Source organism: Aureimonas jatrophae (assembly GCF_900104035.1).
In the GTDB taxonomy this organism is placed as follows: Bacteria; Pseudomonadota; Alphaproteobacteria; order Rhizobiales; family Rhizobiaceae; genus Aureimonas; species Aureimonas jatrophae.
The window spans coordinates 1-17021 of record NZ_FNIT01000022.1 but is presented as its reverse complement, the minus strand read 5'-3'; the positions used below and the strand labels follow the sequence as shown (position 1 = coordinate 17021).

Below are 17021 nucleotides of genomic sequence, written 5' to 3'. Positions count from 1 at the left end.
AGAGGGGCTCACCAGTTTCCCGATGCAGCTTCTTTCAGGATCAGCTTCTCCAGCGTTAGATCCGAGACCGCCTTGCGCAGGCGCTCGTTCTCCTTCTCCAGGTCCCTCAGACGCTTCACCTGGTCCGACTTCAGCCCGCCAAACTCCTTGCGCCACCGATAATACGTGAAAGGCGTCACGCTGATCGTGCGGATCGCCTCGGCTACCGGGCGGCCCTGAGACAGCAGAACGTCCACCTGCCTCAGCTTGGCAACGATCTCTTCCGGCTTGTGCTTCTTCTGTCCCATTTGGGCATCCTCCATCGGCTCGAAAGCCTACTTCAGGGAGGACCACTTTTCAGGGGGCAGACCACGGCTTCAAAAGCATTTTGCGGTTTCGCTTCGAGACCGACGACGTGTTGGTCCTGCCCAATGCATCGAGCGAGCGAACGCACACGACAAAGGCGGAGCGACTGTACGATCGAGAGATGGCGCAACAGGCGACCATGATGCGGCGTCTCAACGGCTAGACAAGCGCGTCGTCGGTCAGTCGCTGTGTCGGATCATCCGACAAACGACGCGGTTCGCACTAACCCTGAGCAGGGGGGGCGGGGCGAACCGCATTTGTAGGCGAGCCATTACACGAGATTTACTTCGTTTGATTCCTGAATTGCAGTAAAATTCGATCCTTCCTATTGTTGCAAATAAGAGTAAATTGACATAAGCCGTTGTTTCTGATATTATTACAGTGCCTAGTGGCGTGTCGCCCGGCTTGTAATACCGCAAACGCAAGGGTTTTTGTTATGTTTGTTCATTGCTTCTTGCCACGGCCAACACCTCGCAGCGGCCTGCCGCCTCGGCCCATGCCGGGGGGCTCGCACCGAGCGCCGCCGCAACCCACCACCGATCACATCCACAAGGGGCCTTCTGGCCCCTTCGTCGTTTCTGGGAAGGCGTGACGATCATGGTGCAGATCAACGGAAGCGCTGTGACGCTCGCCACCCCCGGTCGGGTCGCCTCAGCTGCGTCGGTCGCGGCGCTGGCAGGCAGGAGCGTCGATCAGTCTGGTGCAGGGGCGGGTGCCGCCTTGCCTGCGGGCTCAGCTTCGACGGATGACGCGGACGATAGTGCAGGCGGTGCTCAGCCGACCCCCGGCTTGGTCGTGCTCGGCCGTGACGAGATGGGGCGCAGCCATGCCTCGTGGTTCGACGAGGGTGAGATCATCATGGCCCGCAAGGCTGCCGCCCTTATGAACATGGCCGCCCTGCCGATCACCAGCGCCGCTATATCGGACCTCGCCGCGCGCCTGCCTCAGGGGCGACTGTTCGCCAGCGGCAAGGCGTTTGTGCCCTTCGTGAAGGGCGAGCTCTACGCGCAGCTTGTGACGCACCTATCGGAAGCCGAGCAGATGCGGTTGGCAACGGCCGGCGAGGGCGGTGCTGCGTCGTCGGCTGGGTCTGGTTCGACTTCTTCGCTCGGCGGCGGTGCAGGCGGTTCGGGGCAGGGGGCAGGTGGGCCGGACGCCGGGTGGCATGCCCTCACAGTCGGGAGTGTCGTGATCGCGCTCGATACGCCGGACGACGGTTGGTGGCCGGCCGTGGTCGTGAAGGTGTCGAGCGACAACCTCTTCACGCTGCGCTGGCGCGACTACGACGACCTGCCGACCTTCATGCGCCCGCGCCGCCAGATCGCGCTGGCGCACCCCGACATGGTGGCTGGGAAGGGGGCGTGATGATCGCCCTATCAACGGCGGCGGGCAACGGCGACCATGCTGCCAGTCTCGCTCGCACGGCCCGCATCGCCTCGCTGAACGACGCCCTGCGGCAAACCTTTCGCGGCGGGCATGTCGTGATGACGCGCGGCGTGTCGGCCTTTGGCGAGGCGGTGCGGGGCCGCGTGCTGGCGGGGGTGAAGCGGTTCGATGCGTTCACCACAGACAACGACCCCCACGGCGAGCACGACTTCGGATCGGTCACAGTCGAGGGCACGGTGTTCTTCTGGAAGATCGACCCCTACGACCTCGACCTGCGCGGCGGTTCGCCCGACCCGGCCGACCCGGACGTCACCTGCCGCGTCCTCACCATCATGCGCGCCGATGAGTACTGATCGGCAGGCGTCGGTCAGACCCAACCCTTCAACCACTCCCCTTCGGTCGGCGTCCCGGCCGAAGGGGTTCGGGGGGCTGGTCGCCAGCTGGTTTGTTCACGAGGTCGACCAGATCGACGCTCAGCGCGCCGGCCAAACGCTCAAGAAGATCAAGCGTCGGGTTGAACGTGCCGCGCTCGATGCCGCTGACATAGGTGCGGTCCACATCGGCATCGACCGCCAAGCTCTCCTGCGAGAGCCCGCGCTCGGTGCGCAATTGTCTGAGATTCCAAGCTACGCGGGTTCGCCCATCCATGCCGTCCTAGGCACCGGGTTGCTGGCGCTAAAACCATCGAATATGTTCTACATATATCGAGCGGACGGCCGATCGCTGCCCGCCCGCGCCGCACCGTGCCTGCCCAAACCCGACCTCGTACCATTCGCCGTCGGCGCGCAAACGCTCGCGCTGCGGCCCCGCTTTCGCTTGGAGTTCTCGCATGCGTATCGCCGTTGGCCTCATCAGCATCTTCTTGGGGCTTCTTGTGCTGGTTCAGTCCTGTGCGGTCGCGACGACCGCCGGGCTGGCGCAGGACGCCGCCACCGGCGATGCAGGCGCGGTCGGCATCGTGGTGGGGCTGCTGTTCTTCACCGGGGGCGCGTTCAGCTTCGGTCTGCCGATGGTCGCGACCGTTGTCCTCTTGCTAGCGGGACTCTTGGCGCTGCTCGGCGGGGGCGCGTTCGGCGATCTGCGGATCTGGGCGTATGTCGCCTTCGGCTTGGCCGGCCTGTCGCTTATCGCATGGCGCTCGGCTCGCAAGCGCGCGGCGGCATTTCAAACGCCCCCTGCGGCCTCGTAGCGGCCCGCTAGCGCGCGTCTCACCGCTCGGGTTGCTTGCCGCACTGCCGGTGCACCCCACGCACCCTTGGCGGCCGGCCCACGCCACCTGCCGAACCGCGTTTGGCCGTCGCCACTCAACGACCCCCCCCCCCCACACACAAACCTCAACCCGCAAACTTCATCAGCTCAACTCCACCCGAAGGAAGCCTCGCATGCGTTCACCTGTTGTCCATCGCGCCCGCCTTCGCAGCCTCGCGATCGCTTCGGCCGTTGCCGCCCTGTTCGCCGTGCTGCCGAACACAGGGCCGGCTTGGGCCTCCGACGGGTTCACCGACGAGGAAATCGAAGAGCAAAGCGAACCCGCCACCATTCCAAGCCCGGGCGTGCTCGACCAGCTCATGGAGCAGGGCGCGGCTGTTGCGCAGTTCACGTGCACAGTGAAGGAGACGGCCCTCTACGGCATGAGCGCGATGGGCCGGCGTGAGGCGCCGCCGATCGATATGGCCATCACCTTGACGGAGACAGGCGTCGCGATCGTCAACGGGCAAGCCATCCAACCGACCGAAACGCGACCACGCACGCTCGGGGGAGGTGAAGGGGCGATCGAGTCGGCCCTCTACCCGATGGAGGAGGTACGCCGGGCGCTGACCGGGTCGGCATTTCAGCTACCCTCGACTGGCTTCTCGGCGGACGAGCAGCGACAGCTGGAAGGCTTCGGCGGCATCCTGAATGGCATGATGGACGGCATGACGGCCGGCCGCAACCGGCACATGCTGATCACCCTCGAACAGAACAGCGTTGGCTTCTTCGACATCGCAGCGGGCAACCGGGTCGCCAACGCGCAAACGGCGAACTGCTTCAGAACGCAGTAGGCGACCATCCGCTTGTGCAATTGATTGTACTTGCTCCTACGCCGAACGATCGAGAAAGCTGACGTCGAGGCTTGCCTGATGGACATCGAGCCAGCCCTTTCGTCGCTCATAGTCCGGCATCATCATCGCCAAGTGTGCCCAGAACTCAGAACCATGCGTACGCACCGTCAGGTGCGCGAGTTCGTGGGCTACGACATATTCGAGGACGTTTTTCGGCGCGAGCACCAGTGCCCAATTGATCAGGATCGATCCGCTCGGTCCACAGGAACCCCAGCCGGTTTTCATATCGGCGATGCGGATCGTACGAGGCTTCAACGCAAACCGCTTGCAATAGAGCTCGGCAATCTCACTAACGTCGCGTCGGACACGCTGCTTGAGCCAAAGCTTCAGTTCCGTCGCGACAATGGTGTCGTGATCCCGCTGCCGAACCCAGCTGGGAAGGTCAACGATGAAACCGCTGCGATAGCTGACCTCAACATGAGGACCGTCGTGTCGCCGCACGGTCAGGCGGGCCATCCGGCCACGATAGGGCATCTTCGACCCCGTCATGAAGCGAGGCACGACAGCGCGCATCGCAGTTTGCGCCTCGATGTCGCGAAGGGCGTTGAACAGCCATTGCCGCTTGCTTTGGAGAAAGGCGTCGATCTCAGCGGCGTCGTCGGTCGTTAGCGCCACGACCTCAACGTGACCCGGTGTGACCGTGATCCGACGTTCAGAAACGGCTGCCGATCGTCGTAGCTCATAGCGAATGTCGGTTTGTCCGACACGGACGACGCCCATCACGGTGCCGCAGCGTAGGCGTGAATCGCGTAATCCTCGATTTGGTCACGCACGGCGTTGGAATCGGCGAGATCGAGCGGCCGCAAAAGCTTTCGAACCTCGCGGCGAAGCTCCTTCTTGTAACCGTCCATGAAGAACCACGATGGCTGGTTGGCTTGCGCATTGGCGTACAAGTCCCCAACGCCTACGGCAACGGATTGGGTGTCGCCGTTATCCGCCGTTGCCGCGTGAGGCTCGATGATCCGCAAGATCGCAAAGGCGCGCTCATCCATTCCCCGCTCATCATGAGCATTCGCTTCCGCAGTAACGCCGCCGGTCAGGTCCTGGAACTCACGTAGCCCGGCGGCAGCAGCCAACTGCCCTTCTTCGAAGCGGCGGATGATTTCCAGCACCCGCTCCGAGAAGCGACCGTATTGGGCTGGGTTCTTGTCGACCAACTCTCGTGTCACGCGCTTCAGCTCAGCAGCTTTGCGCACGAACGCCGCGTGCAGCTCCTCCTCGGACTTCTCATCGGTCGCAAAGTCGTCGCGGAAGTCGGGATCGGTGATGTTACGCAGTCGAACGGTCGTCGTCAGGCCGGTGGCGCGGACATGCTCTTCCAGCATGTCCCGGATCTTGCCCGAATAGGTCAGGTGGTCGAGGCTCTCGTCCTTGGTGATCGCCTGTTGGGCCAATCGCAGGAAGGTCGCGGCCCACTTCATGTCGTCGGTGAAGTCGAGGACAGCCGGGTCAGGCGACAGGTCACCATAGGTCCGCACGAAGTGGCGGCCCAGCCGTTGAAGCTCGAACCAGTCGTCTTCGCGACCATCGGCCACCAGTTTCTCAATGGCATAGGCGGCAGCCTTCTCGTCCATGCCGTTGAGGCCGAGAAGCCGCCGCAGGCGCATGAACTCGGCGTGCGTCTTCCGCAGATCGCGTCGCAGCAGGTCGAGGTCGCGCAGGGCGTTCTGAACGTCGTCGGCGCGATATGACGATAGGGCGTCGTCGAGGTGTTGCGTCACGCCGATGTAGTCCACAATACGACCATGGGGCTTATCGACGATCGAGCCGTCCGGTCGCTTGATCGAGCAGGTGCGGTTGGTGCGCGCAATGGCCTGAAGCAGTCCATGCTCGCGCAGCGGCTTGTCCAAATACATGACGTGCTCGTTCGGCGCGTCGAAGCCGGTCAGCAGCTTGTCGCAGACGATCAGGAAGCTCGGTTCGTCTCCACTGCCCTTGAACGCTTTCTTTGCTGCCTTCTCACCATCGGCGTCGAGATAGTGGGCGCGCAGTTCGGCACGGACGGCTTCGATGTCGAGGTCTTCGCTCGGCTTGTCGTCCTCTTGGCTCTTGGAGAACACACACGCGATCATGCTGTCGGCCTTCGCCGCCGCATCCGCCTCAGCCATGCCGGCCTTCGTCAGATCGTTGGCGATCGCCCCCACCAAAGCCAGCCGATAGAGCACCACCGATTCACGGTCGATGGCGACGACCTGCGCCTTGAAGCCGTCCGGTCGGCAGGTCTGTTTGAAGTGCTCCCAGATGTCGCGGGCGATTAGTCGGATGCGATCGGGGTGCTTGGCGATCAGGGCGAGGCTGACGCCCTTCTGCTTCAGCTTCTCGCGCTTCTCGTCGGACATATCGACGAACCAGCGGTCGAACAGGATGTCGATCTCGGCCTCGTTGATCGACCATTCGGTCTTACGCCCCTCGTAGAGGATTGGCACGGTGGCGCCGTCGCGCACGGCGTCGTCGATCCCGTATTTGTCGAGGTAGGTCTCGCTCGGCTCGCTGAAGCGGGCGTAGGTGTCCTTGTCGGCCTTCTTGATGGGCGTGCCGGTGAAGCCGAAATAGCGGGCGTTGGGTAGCGTCGCCTGAAGGAAGGCACCGAGGTCTTTCTCCTGCGTGCGATGGCACTCGTCGACCAGCACGATCCAGTCCTCCGAGTTCGGGATCGGCTCCTTTGAGCCTTGGAACTTGAAGATGGTCGAGAGCAAGATTTGACCCGAACCGCCGCGCGCTACGGCTTCCCGCAGTTCGCCGACCGAAGCCGCCTGTTTTGGGTTGGGCAGACCGCAGGCCACGAAGGTCTTGGATAACTGATCATCCAAATCGATGCGGTCGGTCAGGACGAGGATGTTCGGGTTCTGAAGCGTCGGTGCGTCTAGCGTCAGATGGGTCTTTAGCTTCAGAGCGAGGAACACCATCGTCAGGCTCTTGCCCGAGCCTTGGGTGTGCCAAATCAGCCCCTTCCTCTTGGTTCCCTCGGCGACCCGGTTCGCCGCCTTGTTGACGGCCCGGAACTGCTGATAGCGGCACACCTTCTTAATTCGTCGCCCGGTGTCGGGATCGGTCTCGAAGACGATGAAGTGGGCCAGCAGGTCCAGCAGCCGCGACGGCTCCAGCAGACACCACAGGTCTTTGGTCAGGTCGTCAGCAAACTCGTCGCGGGTGCGCGGCCACGGGTCAGGCCAAGGGGCATAGAACTTCGCCGGGGCGCCGGTCGCGCCATACAGCGTCGCCATGCCATCCGTGACGATGTTGAAGGCGTTCGGGGAGAACAGGCGCGGGATGTCGCGCTCATACTGCTTGATCTGCTCAAACGCCTGACCGGAGCGATCCGCCGCCTTCAGCGGACACTTCGCCTCAATCACGACCAGCGGGATGCCGTTCACGAACACCACCAGATCGGCGATGCGCGTTCGCTGCGCTTCGACCTTGAACTGGCGCACGACGTGGTAGCGGTTTCTATCAGGCCGTTTGAAGTTGATCAGGGCGACCGGCCGATCCTTGGCCTCGCCCTTCAACCGCCGGGAGTAGGCGCCGCGCAAACGCCGCTGCCATTCCTCGTTGTCGGACAGGGTGGATAGATCGCTGTAGATCGCCTCCGCGTCCTCGTCTCCCAGTTCTTCGTTCAACGCCTGAAGCGCCTCGATCAGCACCGGCTTCAGCAGGACGCGGTTCGCCTCCTGCCGCATAACCATCGCCGCCTCGTGATGAAGCGCGCCGTAGCCCATCGCTGTCAGGGCATCGAGCGCGGGCTTTTCGGCGAGGCGGTATTCGCTCATGCGGGCACCCTGACACGGCCGGAGAGAAGGTCGGAGGCGAGCCTTACCGTTACGGTTTCCAGCGCACGCACTTCTCCTTGTTGATCCAACAAGGCGCGATGCTGTGCGTCTAGTATCTCTGAGATTTCGACCTGCTGCCTCACACTTGGAAATCTGACATGGAGCGCATGGACATTGTTTCGATTAAGGGTCGGCACCGATGTCGCAGCATCAAAGGTTTCCAGCTTCATCGCCTTCAACTTCCAAAACACGAAGCGCGGATTGTTGCCCTTGAAGTCTTTCACCCAAAGTGTGGTGTCGTGCGGCCAGCACGGATGCTCGGAGTAGAAGACTGCCCCGAGGCGCCCCTTTCGGCCGGTTATCACCGCTGGAGCAGCAATGGCGGCTTTCTCGTGAGTGTATGATGGACCCGATGACGAGATAACTCGATAGGGACCGGGTGTTGCTTGGCTTTCGGTTATATCGAACCCCCGCTGGAGGACGAAGAAGTTGTCACATCGTCCTTCGCTCCACTCCTCTTCATTCACGTCGCTGCCGTTCATCAGCGTTGCGAGGGTAGATTCGAGGCAGCGAAGGCTCTGCTCGACCGTGGCTTTGGACCAGAGGATCGCTTCATCGGCTGACCGCAGCACCTCGGCGATCCGCCGCTGCTCGTCGAGCGAGGGGAGAGGCAGGACGTAGTTTTCGAAGCTGCGTCGATCCACTCTTTGGTGACTGTTCGTGCTCGACGAGGGAGTGATCTGTGGATCGCTCAAGAACGCCTCACTCCCGATGAACGCTGTCAGGAAGTCGAGGTCAATCTCATCGCTCCGAGCGACCAGCGGCCAGAACTCGGTCGAGCACACTGATGGCAGTTGGCTCCGCTCCGCCACACGCCAAACTCTCGGGATACGCGGGTTGAGCTTGCCGAAGAGAACGCAGTCAGGGGGGACGAGGGACTTGTTGCTCTTGATGTTGAGGCCAGCGGTAATCTCTGGTACCCGCCCATCATCGAACGCTGGAAGGGAATAGTGGGCAACGGCGGCAAGCTCGGCAATCGCGTCGGCGGAGATGCCATCGTTCGAGATTTCCAAGATGTCGCCAAGTCGATGGCCTAACCAGCCTTCCGGCAGCTTACTCGACATAGCCGAGCCGTTTCAGGTGACCGAACATCATGGCCTCGGCCTCGTCGCGCTTGGCGATCAGGTCTTGGAGCTTGGCGACCTCGGCGGCGACATCGACGATCTCGGCGTCCGCAACGGTCTGGACGTAGCGGCTGATGTTCAGGTTGGAGCCGTTGGCCTCGATCTCATTGACCGGCACGACGCGCGCCAGCTTCTCGATGTCTGCGAAGCCGTGGAAGGCGTCCACCAACGTCCGCACATTGGCGTCGGTCAGATGGTTCTGGGCCTTGCCCGGCGTAAAGGTGGCGTCGCCATTGATGACCAGCACCTTGCCCTTCCGCTCGACGGGCTTGGTCTTGCGGATAATAAGGATCGCCGCCGGGATGCCCGCGCCATAGAACAGGTTGGGGGCCAGCCCGATCACCGCCTCAATGATGTCCGCCTTCAGCATGGCCTCGCGGATGCGGCCCTCCGCGCCACCCCGGAACAGCACGCCGTGCGGCACCACAACGCCCAGCATGCCGTCGTCCTTCAGCGAAGCGACCATGTGCTGAACGAAGGCGAGATCGCCGTAGCCCTTCGGCGGCACGCCATAGACATCGCGGCCGAACGGGTCGCCGTTGGTCCAGACCTCATGACCCCATTCCTTCGCCGAGAAAGGCGGGTTGGCCAGCACCCGGTCATGGGCGCCGACGCCGGGCGTGAACTCCTGCACGCGCGGGTCGTATCGCTTGGGGTCGAGAAGGGTGTCGCCCTTGGCGATGAAGGCGTCGTCGATGTCGTGGAGAAACAGGTTGATCTGGGCGATGGCCCAAGTGTCGAGTTCCTTCTCCTGCCCATAGAGGGACAGGCTGCGCGGGTCTTGGCCGTTGACCTTCAGGTGCTCGACCGCCTCCAGCAACATGCCGCCCGAGCCGCAGGTGGGGTCGTAGATCGACATCCCCGGCTGGGGATCGAGGCATTCGACGATCAGCTTCACGACCTGCCGGGGCGTGTAGAACTCGCCGCCCTTTTTCCCCGCGCCCTCGGCGAACTGCTCGATCAGATACATGTAGGCGTCGCCCAGCATGTCGGGTGGCACGTCGCTGTTCCGCAGCCGGTGCTTCTCGAAGTGGGCGAGCAGTCGCTCCAGCCGTGCGTCAGGGAAGCGTTCCTGATTGGCGAAGTCAACATCGCCGAACACGCCGCGCAGACGCAGGTTGGCGTCTTCGATGGCGGCGAAGGCGTTGTTCAGATGCTGACCGATCTGGGTGGCGTGCTTCCTGACCGCGTTCCAGTGGTGCTGGGGCGGGACATGAAAGCGGTGCTCGTCAGGATCGGCCGCCTCCTCCCGGTCGCCCGTCTCGGCCAGCAAAACCTCGAACTCCTCGTCCCACACGTCGCAAAGGCGCCGGTAGAACAGTAGGGCGAAAATGTAGTCCTTGAACTTGCCCGCATCGACGTGGCCGCGCAGGATGTCCGCCGCCTGCCACAGGTGCCGCTCAAGGGCCGCTTGCGACATTGTCGGGACCGTGGTCGTTGGCAGTGGCATTTGAACGTTCATGTCGGGATCCTCAGCATTGCGCTGAGTAGCTTTCCCGCATTCGACCCTTAGAGGGGAGGGTGCTTCTGAAGGCTCGGTACCGTGCCGCTACGCCTGTGCCCTTGATGCACCATCAGCTGACCGTCCGCATGCTTGTAAGATGCGATACACCTGCATGCGCGAGCAACCCAGCGCCTTCGCGATCGCAGCCGGGCCGTGGCCCTCGGAATGCAGCGTCGCGATATGGCCTCGGTCGAGGCGCGGCTGCCCGCCTCGGTACACCCCTTCAACCTTTGCGCGGTCGATACCCTCGCGCTGACGCTCCTTGATGAACCGTCTCTCCATCTGCGCCACCATGCCGAGCACAGTCAGCACGATGTGACCCATCTCACCGCGCGTGGATACGTGCGGGTCGAGCACGGTTACAAACGCGCTGCGCTGCTCGCACTCGTGAATGAGGTTCAAGACATCCCGAGTATCGCGACCGAGCCGGTCGAGGCGCGTCACCACCAGCTCGTCGCCGGGTCGCAGGAACTCGATCACGGTCGCCAGTTCGACACGCCCATCACGGCTTGCCCCCGACACCTTCTCTGAACGGATGATTGCGCAGCCCTCGGCCCGCAGCCGCTCGAGCTGGCTATCGAGATCCTGATCGAGCGTACTGACGCGGGCGTAGCCGATACGGGCCATCAGTTGTGTCACCTTCAGGTTTAGGCCCGAGGCGTAGCAGGTCACAAATAGCGAGCGTCAACCCAGATGTTACGACAAGCGCGGCGGCGCGTGTGACGTCACCGTTGGGTATACGGCGATGCGACACAGCACTCCAAACTCACGGCACTGGTTTAGGTGAAACGAACTTAACTATAGGGAAAGCGCGCTCCCACGGCTCCCCGGGATCGCGACCGAACCAAACCCGATCACCAACTTTGAGGCGCCCACCCCCGTATATATTATCGTTATGATACATTAACGTCTTGTCGTCGTCGCTCCGAATGCGGTGCGTATATCGACCGACCTCACTCACAACGCCAACGCCATATTGAGGGACATTGTAGCAAAGGCCTTCACACGCCTTCACGAGTTCGTCGGCATTTGGCCTCGCGCTCTCGTCCTTTGCAAGGCAGCGCAGCAAAATTTGATAGAGCTGCTCACCAAGCTCAGTGAACTGACTCGGATGTATCTGAGATGGACGAGAAGGGGGGGCTGCTTCGAGTATGCGAGGAATACACTTCAATCCACTACCGAATGGGAGTGTCCCTGAAAGAAGCTCGTAGGTTATAGCTGCGATCGCCCAAACATCCGACGATTTTCTGGGTGTCTTGAAATCCTCGATAGACTCCGGTGACATGTATGGAATGGCACCGAGAACTGTTTTAGACGACGTGGCGCCACCAGCTTCTGCCCACTGACCGATCTCACCTTCAGCCATCTTGGCGATGCCAAAGTCAGTGATTTTGATTTCTTCGAACGATAGCGACTTCGAAACCATAATGTTGCTAGGCTTCAGGTCACGGTGAACTACATCTGCAGCGTGAGACGCTGAAAGGCCCTTCGCAAGTTGATGCAAGATCCGAGCGCATGTCGATGGCGGGAGCACCGCGATAAAGTTTGAAGAAATAGCATATAGGTCGCTACCAACAATAAGCTCTTCTACTAGATAGGGCCGATCCTTTACCTCAAAATAGTCAAGCGTTTTTGCAATGTTTTGGTGGTTGATTCGCGCGCTGACAACCGCGGAATTGCCGAAGCGCTTTGCGCCGGCATCGTCCTTCGGAGTTTTCAGGGCAACTTGTCGCTCAAACAACTCATCGAAAGCAACGTAGACGTGTTGCATTCCACCTGCTCCCAGCCAATGAAGCGGGCGATATCGGTCGCCGACCGCATGCTCCGTGCTGACAATCGGACCTTTCAATGCATCACCTCTGGATGAGATACGTCCGCTGTTATGGACGTCTTTATTCCACCTGAAGGATCGCCAAGTACGATCACGACCGAACCCTTGATGCGGTGACCTGCCGCTACTTGCTTATTGTTAATGCGCACAAACCCGGTAACATTCGATACGACGAAGCCCAAACCGTTGTATGAGATGCTGATCCCATTTGAACCAACGGTCAATGATACATTCGGCTTATTTATGTCGATTGTGCTGCGCTGCCCATTATATGTTAGCAGCATCTTATGCTGACCTTTTAGTATGTAGTCTCCCAACAGAGATTTCACTTCCCGCATCGCGGGTCGATTTGACGGTTCAGCGCACAAGCAGGAATCAAGTAATACAGAAACAGATTTCTCGCTAACAACAGCTAAGGCATCGAATAAACTGCTCGTCGGCGGTACGATAGGCGGAACTTTGAAAAAATCCGCCGGTATAGAGCCGCCGTTCAAGATCCAATATGCGGTAACCCCAAAACTAAAAACGTCTACGGCTTCCGTAAAATTATGATTTCCATCTACACCGGCAGAAAATATTTCGGGCGGACTATAGCCCGGAGTGAAGTATAGCGTCTTTGTTTTTGCAGACGTATTGAGCTTCGAAAGCCCAAAGTCAAATATCTTCAGTGTGCCTCCGTAATCAAATCTCATATTTTCCGGTTTGATATCACGATGGAGCCGCCCATGATCATGAACATCAGATATTCCTGCAGCAATCGAATATAGATAGCGAAGGATGGTATCGGAACTGGCTGGGTTTGCGATCGGAGTGATAGCGTTGCCATCAATGTACTCTTCGACAAATCCAACTACATCACCGTCCTTCTTTATGACGTCGAGCACCTGGACTACATATTTCGATCGGATGTCCGCTAAAGCCGACAGCTCATCCATTAGCCGCTGTTTCTCGATGCCGGGTTTTAATGTCTTCACGACGACGTTTCGCTGTAGGTTGCTATCGAAGCAAACTAACGTGTCTGACATTCCGCCTCCCGACAAAACGCCGACTACGTTGTTATAGCGGTCTGGTAAGTCAATCATCCCTCGTCGTTGCCTTCATCGTTAAACTCAATATGCAGCTGCGGCTTCTTATTTTGAGGGTTCGAGATTGGCTTCGTCTGAAACTTGCGGGGTTTTTGCGAAGTGCGGCCGGAGCGAGTTTTCTTGCCAACTGGCTTGGCGAGAGGCTGCTCGTTCGAAGCACTGCTTTCGCTGGTGATATTCGCTATGGCGGAGTTTCTACTCACGTCCCCATATAGCCAAATCTCGATTTTGTCGGATGGTGTAGATATGCGAGCTTCGAGGCCTGTACCAAACTGTGGAAGGTATTCGGGGTTATGAGTACTGATAGCGATTGCGGACGCGTTATCGTCGGTACCAATCGCTTCGGCAACGTAGAGTATTTTCCGGACTATATCTAATGAGGATGTCGCATTTGAGACGATACCATTTAACGCGCGTTTGCCGATGCTGTGTGCACCGTCGGTTGTCAGGATAAACTCGTGGCCAGCATAGCTTGATAGCGAAAATATGTGGGGCTCAAGATCCCTACCAATTCCAACGAATTGTAGAAGACGGTTATCGAGCATATCTTCGTTGCTGCCTGAGCCCATCTGGCCGAATACAGTATCATCTTTGGTGATGAGTTCCAGTTCGCCACTGTCACCCTTCATATAAAGTCGACTATCTCCAACGTGGGCGACACATGGATTTTCGCCATCTCTCAACATAAGCGCAGTTAGTGTTGTTCCTCCTGCGCCCCTAAAAAGATTGTATACAGCGCGGTTAGCTTCGGATATGGCGCGATATGCCATTTTTGTGGGAGATTGCGATCTATCTGTAAGGATAGATGCAAGGAAGTGGCTGATTGCACAAGAAGCAGCCGCCGCTCCGTTCGTCATACCTCCCATACCGTCGCATATCACAGCAACCGAAAGCCTTTCGCCATACTCAGTATTAATCTGAGCTATAGCTACTCTGTCTTGATTTTCTTCCCGTGGCCCTCGTGTTGTCCCAACTGATACGTTAGAGACCTGTTGCGCCTTTCGTCCGACTTCACCAGCGCGGAGAAGGAACTCAATACGGTCTGCTATAGCGTTCGCCACTCAATCCCCTTGGGCCAGCTGGTCTGTACCGACACCGTATCTCCTTGTACCCCTTCCATCAACGCGGTCAGTTTGTCGAATGCAGGGAGTTTTCCGGTCCGTGCCGAGATAGCTCGCGATGGCGCGACTGAACTCAATCACAGTCGAATCCAAGTCCGGCGTGATGATGTCCCGATGTAGGAATCTATCCATCGACGGTTTTCTTTATCATCATAATTGTTCATATGATGCAAAAAGCACTATAATACATTGAAGCGTGGAGTTGGGGTAATCGAAACCACGAAACACCTCGCGGTACCTCAATCTCACAGTCCACAACCAACGCATAGGGCTTCGAAGTTCCCTGTCGGACTGCCCGACGAGCGCTCGACTCATTCATATATATCAGCTGTCGTGCTGACAACCTTAAATGGTCCTCGATCGGAAAATTGCGCGTGTTGAATGCGTCTGCCCGACAGCGCTCATCCCATTTTCGTTTTTCGGGCGCATTCCTTATCGCGTGGCATCAACTATAATATTAACAGTGGTTCGATGCCAATACTTGGGCGCCGGGTAGGGAAGCGCGCCTTCATACTTTTTCTGTTTTTATAGGTGGTATTTTATGAATGGCTGCGCTGATCGCCTTCAACGTTACATCACCGTATTGATCGGCAACTGATTTAACAGCATGTCCTTGTATTGCGTTATAAACACGCTCGTTGATTTCGGCATCCCGGCACATCGTTGAGAAGCGGTGTCGCCAACCGTGGTTGGGTTGGACTCTTGGGTCGGGGACGATACTACGAACAAACTCAGTCAATCGATTCTTGAGCCCAGTGAGTGGCCCAAGCACATCGCCATCATTACCGGGTGTCAGAAATAAGTGTCCTCTAGCTGCGCGCTGCGCAAATGTTGGGAAGCCCATCTCAACCAACTGCGGATGTAGCACAACCTCGCGAGCTTGGTTTGTTTTAACGGTGCCTGCGTCTGGTGTAATGCGAATGATCCAGTCTGCTCCTTCGATACGAACATCTTCCGCACGTAGCTGCGCGATCTCGCCGACCCGCGCGCCGGTGAATGCGCAGAGCCATGGCACCCAGCGTTTGGCAGCCGACGTGCGTGTGTTTTCTCGATTACCCGCCACATAGGTCGAGCATGCTGTCAGGATCGCAATGGCTTCGGTTTCCGTGAAGCCCTTCAAGCGTGTTTGACGCTTCTTGCCGAGCTTCAGCGTAATGTCCTTCGCAGGGTTTGTAGGCAGCTTGTGGTTTGCAACCGCCCATCCGAACAATGATTTAAGCGCGACGAGGTCGGTGTCCTTGACCGTCTTTGCGCTGACGACCTTGCCGCTACGCGGCGAGGGTGTCGTCAGCCGGTGATCCTTGTAGGCAATAACATCCTGAGGTGTGATGCGGCTCGCGCTGTCGTGCTTCAAGAACGCGACGAAGCCCTTCACGGTATTTGAGTAGCTCTCGTAAGTGCTGGGCTTGCGATCTAACGCTTTCGCCTCACGCCACCAGTCGGCAAGGAGCCCGGTCATGGTGACGTCGGCGAAGCCCGATTTTGAGCCGACAGCGCTTTGCGTGAGGCTCGTCGTGAAGTTTGAGTAGAGAGGGGTAGCTCGCACCGTCGCGTTGAGGGTAGGGACCTGGTCTGGCACCAGTTCGCCTTCGGCGAGGCTTGCGAGCGTCTTGCTGGCCCGTTGAAACGCTGCACCGATCGCGCGCGCAAGCTTGAACCTGCTATCGTCGTCCACGATCAGCCCATGGTGCTCCAGACAGTTGTCGGCCTGTCGAAGGCAAAAGCGACGCATATTGAGAACGATGAACTCATCAGCCGAGACGGACGCCCGCGGACCTTGCTCGCGGTCATATTCGGACCGCGTCCAAACCTGATCGTAGAGGTTCGGCAGCCAGACGTTCTGCTCACTCGGCTCATCCGCATGCCAACGAAGCCATGTGTCGTGCGCTTCGCGTGCTAGCGCATGTGCTTCGGCTTCCGTGAGTAAGCGAACGCCTGCTCGAAGGCTCGCCCAACGTGCTTCGACTTCAGCCGAGATCTTTGCGTAGCGAACGCGCGCCTCGGCCGGGTCTTTTGTACCTAACGAACGCAACTCTTCGCGCTTGCCTACGGCGTCACGAAGGTCGGCTGGAACTCCACGCCGAAACCAAAAAACACCGGTCTTAGGATGGGGCCACGGTTGAGCCATGCGCAGGACCATTTGTATCACCCGATTGTATCACTCGGGCCGTCCTACGTCACTGCTTTCACTTAACCTTTTGGCTTCCCTGAACTTTCAGGGGAATTGGTGCCCAGGAAAGGAATGCCATCAAATTGACGATGGTCTTACAAAATCAGTCGGTTAGCTAGTACCCGTCTGCGCGTTGTGTAGCACACTTGCGCGCGCAACGTCGACTGCTCGCCAACCCCTCATCGTACGTTCTAGGCGCAGGCGTAGCGCAACGGCTCACCCTTATGGCACCGTATTCGAAATCAATCAGTAGCATCTCCGCTGTAGGTTAACGTAGGGAAAGAAGAAAGGTTCGAGTCAAGCAATCTATTATTCAGGTAGTTGAGGTCCAGACTAAAATTACCTTTGTTGAGCAGACTCTGTACCGCGGTGTTTTGACGGATGATATTGAGGTATTTCCTCTCGTTTTCATCCCTTAAGCTTAACCGCCATGGTCTGCCCCCTGAAAAGTGGTCCTCCCTGAAGTAGGCTTTCGAGCCGATGGAGGATGCCCAAATGGGACAGAAGAAGCACAAGCCGGAAGAGA

At 59.0% G+C, this 17021-nt stretch carries 15 protein-coding genes and 1 pseudogene; 4 read left to right on the top strand and 12 right to left on the bottom strand.

Translation table 11 applies throughout. The annotated features are described in order from the left end of the window. Positions 1 to 17: 17 nt before the first annotated feature. Positions 18 to 287, bottom strand: a pseudogene (locus tag BLQ76_RS21425) (transposase); the annotation flags it as partial. 655 nt (positions 288 to 942) lie between these two features. On the opposite strand from BLQ76_RS21425, the gene BLQ76_RS22300 reads away from it, so the two are divergent. Beyond that, a complete protein-coding gene (locus tag BLQ76_RS22300; protein ID WP_090677291.1) occupies positions 943 to 1710 on the top strand; it encodes a tudor domain-containing protein in 768 nt (255 codons plus the stop codon). After that, complete coding sequence (locus tag BLQ76_RS21415; RefSeq protein WP_090677289.1) at positions 1710 to 2084, top strand: DUF3768 domain-containing protein; 375 nt, start codon at positions 1710 to 1712, stop codon at positions 2082 to 2084. The genes BLQ76_RS22300 and BLQ76_RS21415 overlap by 1 nt, the downstream gene beginning before the upstream one ends. A gap of 28 nt (positions 2085 to 2112) precedes the next feature. On the opposite strand, the gene BLQ76_RS21410 is transcribed toward BLQ76_RS21415, so the two are convergent. Beyond that, positions 2113 to 2379 carry a helix-turn-helix domain-containing protein gene (locus tag BLQ76_RS21410; protein ID WP_090677288.1) on the bottom strand — a complete coding sequence of 89 codons (267 nt, stop codon included), beginning with the start codon at positions 2377 to 2379 and terminating at the stop codon, positions 2113 to 2115. Between the two features lie 181 nt (positions 2380 to 2560). On the opposite strand from BLQ76_RS21410, the gene BLQ76_RS21405 reads away from it, so the two are divergent. Further along, the gene (locus BLQ76_RS21405) at positions 2561 to 2920 is read left to right on the top strand and encodes a hypothetical protein (protein WP_090677287.1); all 360 of its coding nucleotides are present in this window, start codon (positions 2561 to 2563) and stop codon (positions 2918 to 2920) included. A gap of 268 nt (positions 2921 to 3188) precedes the next feature. Then, a complete protein-coding gene (locus tag BLQ76_RS21400) occupies positions 3189 to 3773 on the top strand; it encodes a hypothetical protein (RefSeq protein WP_139184093.1) in 585 nt (194 codons plus the stop codon). Positions 3774 to 3809: 36 nt separating this feature from the next. Here BLQ76_RS21400 and BLQ76_RS21395 read toward each other — a convergent pair whose 3' ends face one another. From BLQ76_RS21395 to BLQ76_RS22405, 10 genes are all read right to left on the bottom strand, one after another. Continuing rightward, on the bottom strand, positions 3810 to 4553 hold the full coding sequence (locus BLQ76_RS21395) for a M48 family metallopeptidase (protein ID WP_090677284.1): 744 nt from the start codon (positions 4551 to 4553) through the stop codon (positions 3810 to 3812). Continuing rightward, positions 4553 to 7600: a type I restriction endonuclease subunit R gene (locus BLQ76_RS21390; protein WP_090677282.1), complete on the bottom strand. Its 3048-nt coding sequence runs from the start codon at positions 7598 to 7600 to the stop codon at positions 4553 to 4555. The genes BLQ76_RS21395 and BLQ76_RS21390 overlap by 1 nt, the downstream gene beginning before the upstream one ends. After that, a complete protein-coding gene (locus tag BLQ76_RS21385) occupies positions 7597 to 8724 on the bottom strand; it encodes a restriction endonuclease subunit S (RefSeq protein ID WP_090677281.1) in 1128 nt (375 codons plus the stop codon). The genes BLQ76_RS21390 and BLQ76_RS21385 overlap by 4 nt, the downstream gene beginning before the upstream one ends. Beyond that, on the bottom strand, positions 8714 to 10204 hold the full coding sequence (locus BLQ76_RS21380; protein ID WP_210184205.1) for a type I restriction-modification system subunit M: 1491 nt from the start codon (positions 10202 to 10204) through the stop codon (positions 8714 to 8716). Before BLQ76_RS21380 ends, BLQ76_RS21385 begins: the two co-directional genes overlap by 11 nt. A gap of 129 nt (positions 10205 to 10333) precedes the next feature. Then, positions 10334 to 10915, bottom strand: coding sequence for a recombinase family protein (locus BLQ76_RS21375; protein WP_090677280.1), 582 nt, complete (start codon positions 10913 to 10915; stop codon positions 10334 to 10336). Positions 10916 to 11054: 139 nt separating this feature from the next. Continuing rightward, a complete protein-coding gene (locus tag BLQ76_RS21370; protein WP_280140094.1) occupies positions 11055 to 12137 on the bottom strand; it encodes a serine/threonine-protein kinase in 1083 nt (360 codons plus the stop codon). Continuing rightward, the gene (locus BLQ76_RS21365; RefSeq protein ID WP_244978041.1) at positions 12134 to 13144 is read right to left on the bottom strand and encodes a serine/threonine-protein kinase; all 1011 of its coding nucleotides are present in this window, start codon (positions 13142 to 13144) and stop codon (positions 12134 to 12136) included. The genes BLQ76_RS21370 and BLQ76_RS21365 overlap by 4 nt, the downstream gene beginning before the upstream one ends. 53 nt (positions 13145 to 13197) lie before the next feature. Continuing rightward, complete coding sequence (locus BLQ76_RS21360; RefSeq protein WP_090677275.1) at positions 13198 to 14265, bottom strand: PP2C family protein-serine/threonine phosphatase; 1068 nt, start codon at positions 14263 to 14265, stop codon at positions 13198 to 13200. A 568-nt stretch (positions 14266 to 14833) separates the two neighbouring features. Next, positions 14834 to 16465 carry a DUF6538 domain-containing protein gene (locus BLQ76_RS21355; RefSeq protein WP_090677274.1) on the bottom strand — a complete coding sequence of 544 codons (1632 nt, stop codon included), beginning with the start codon at positions 16463 to 16465 and terminating at the stop codon, positions 14834 to 14836. Positions 16466 to 16737: 272 nt separating this feature from the next. Beyond that, positions 16738 to 17021, bottom strand: a 284-nt coding sequence (locus BLQ76_RS22405) for a hypothetical protein (RefSeq protein WP_210184204.1), incomplete at its 5' end; no start/stop codon positions are given.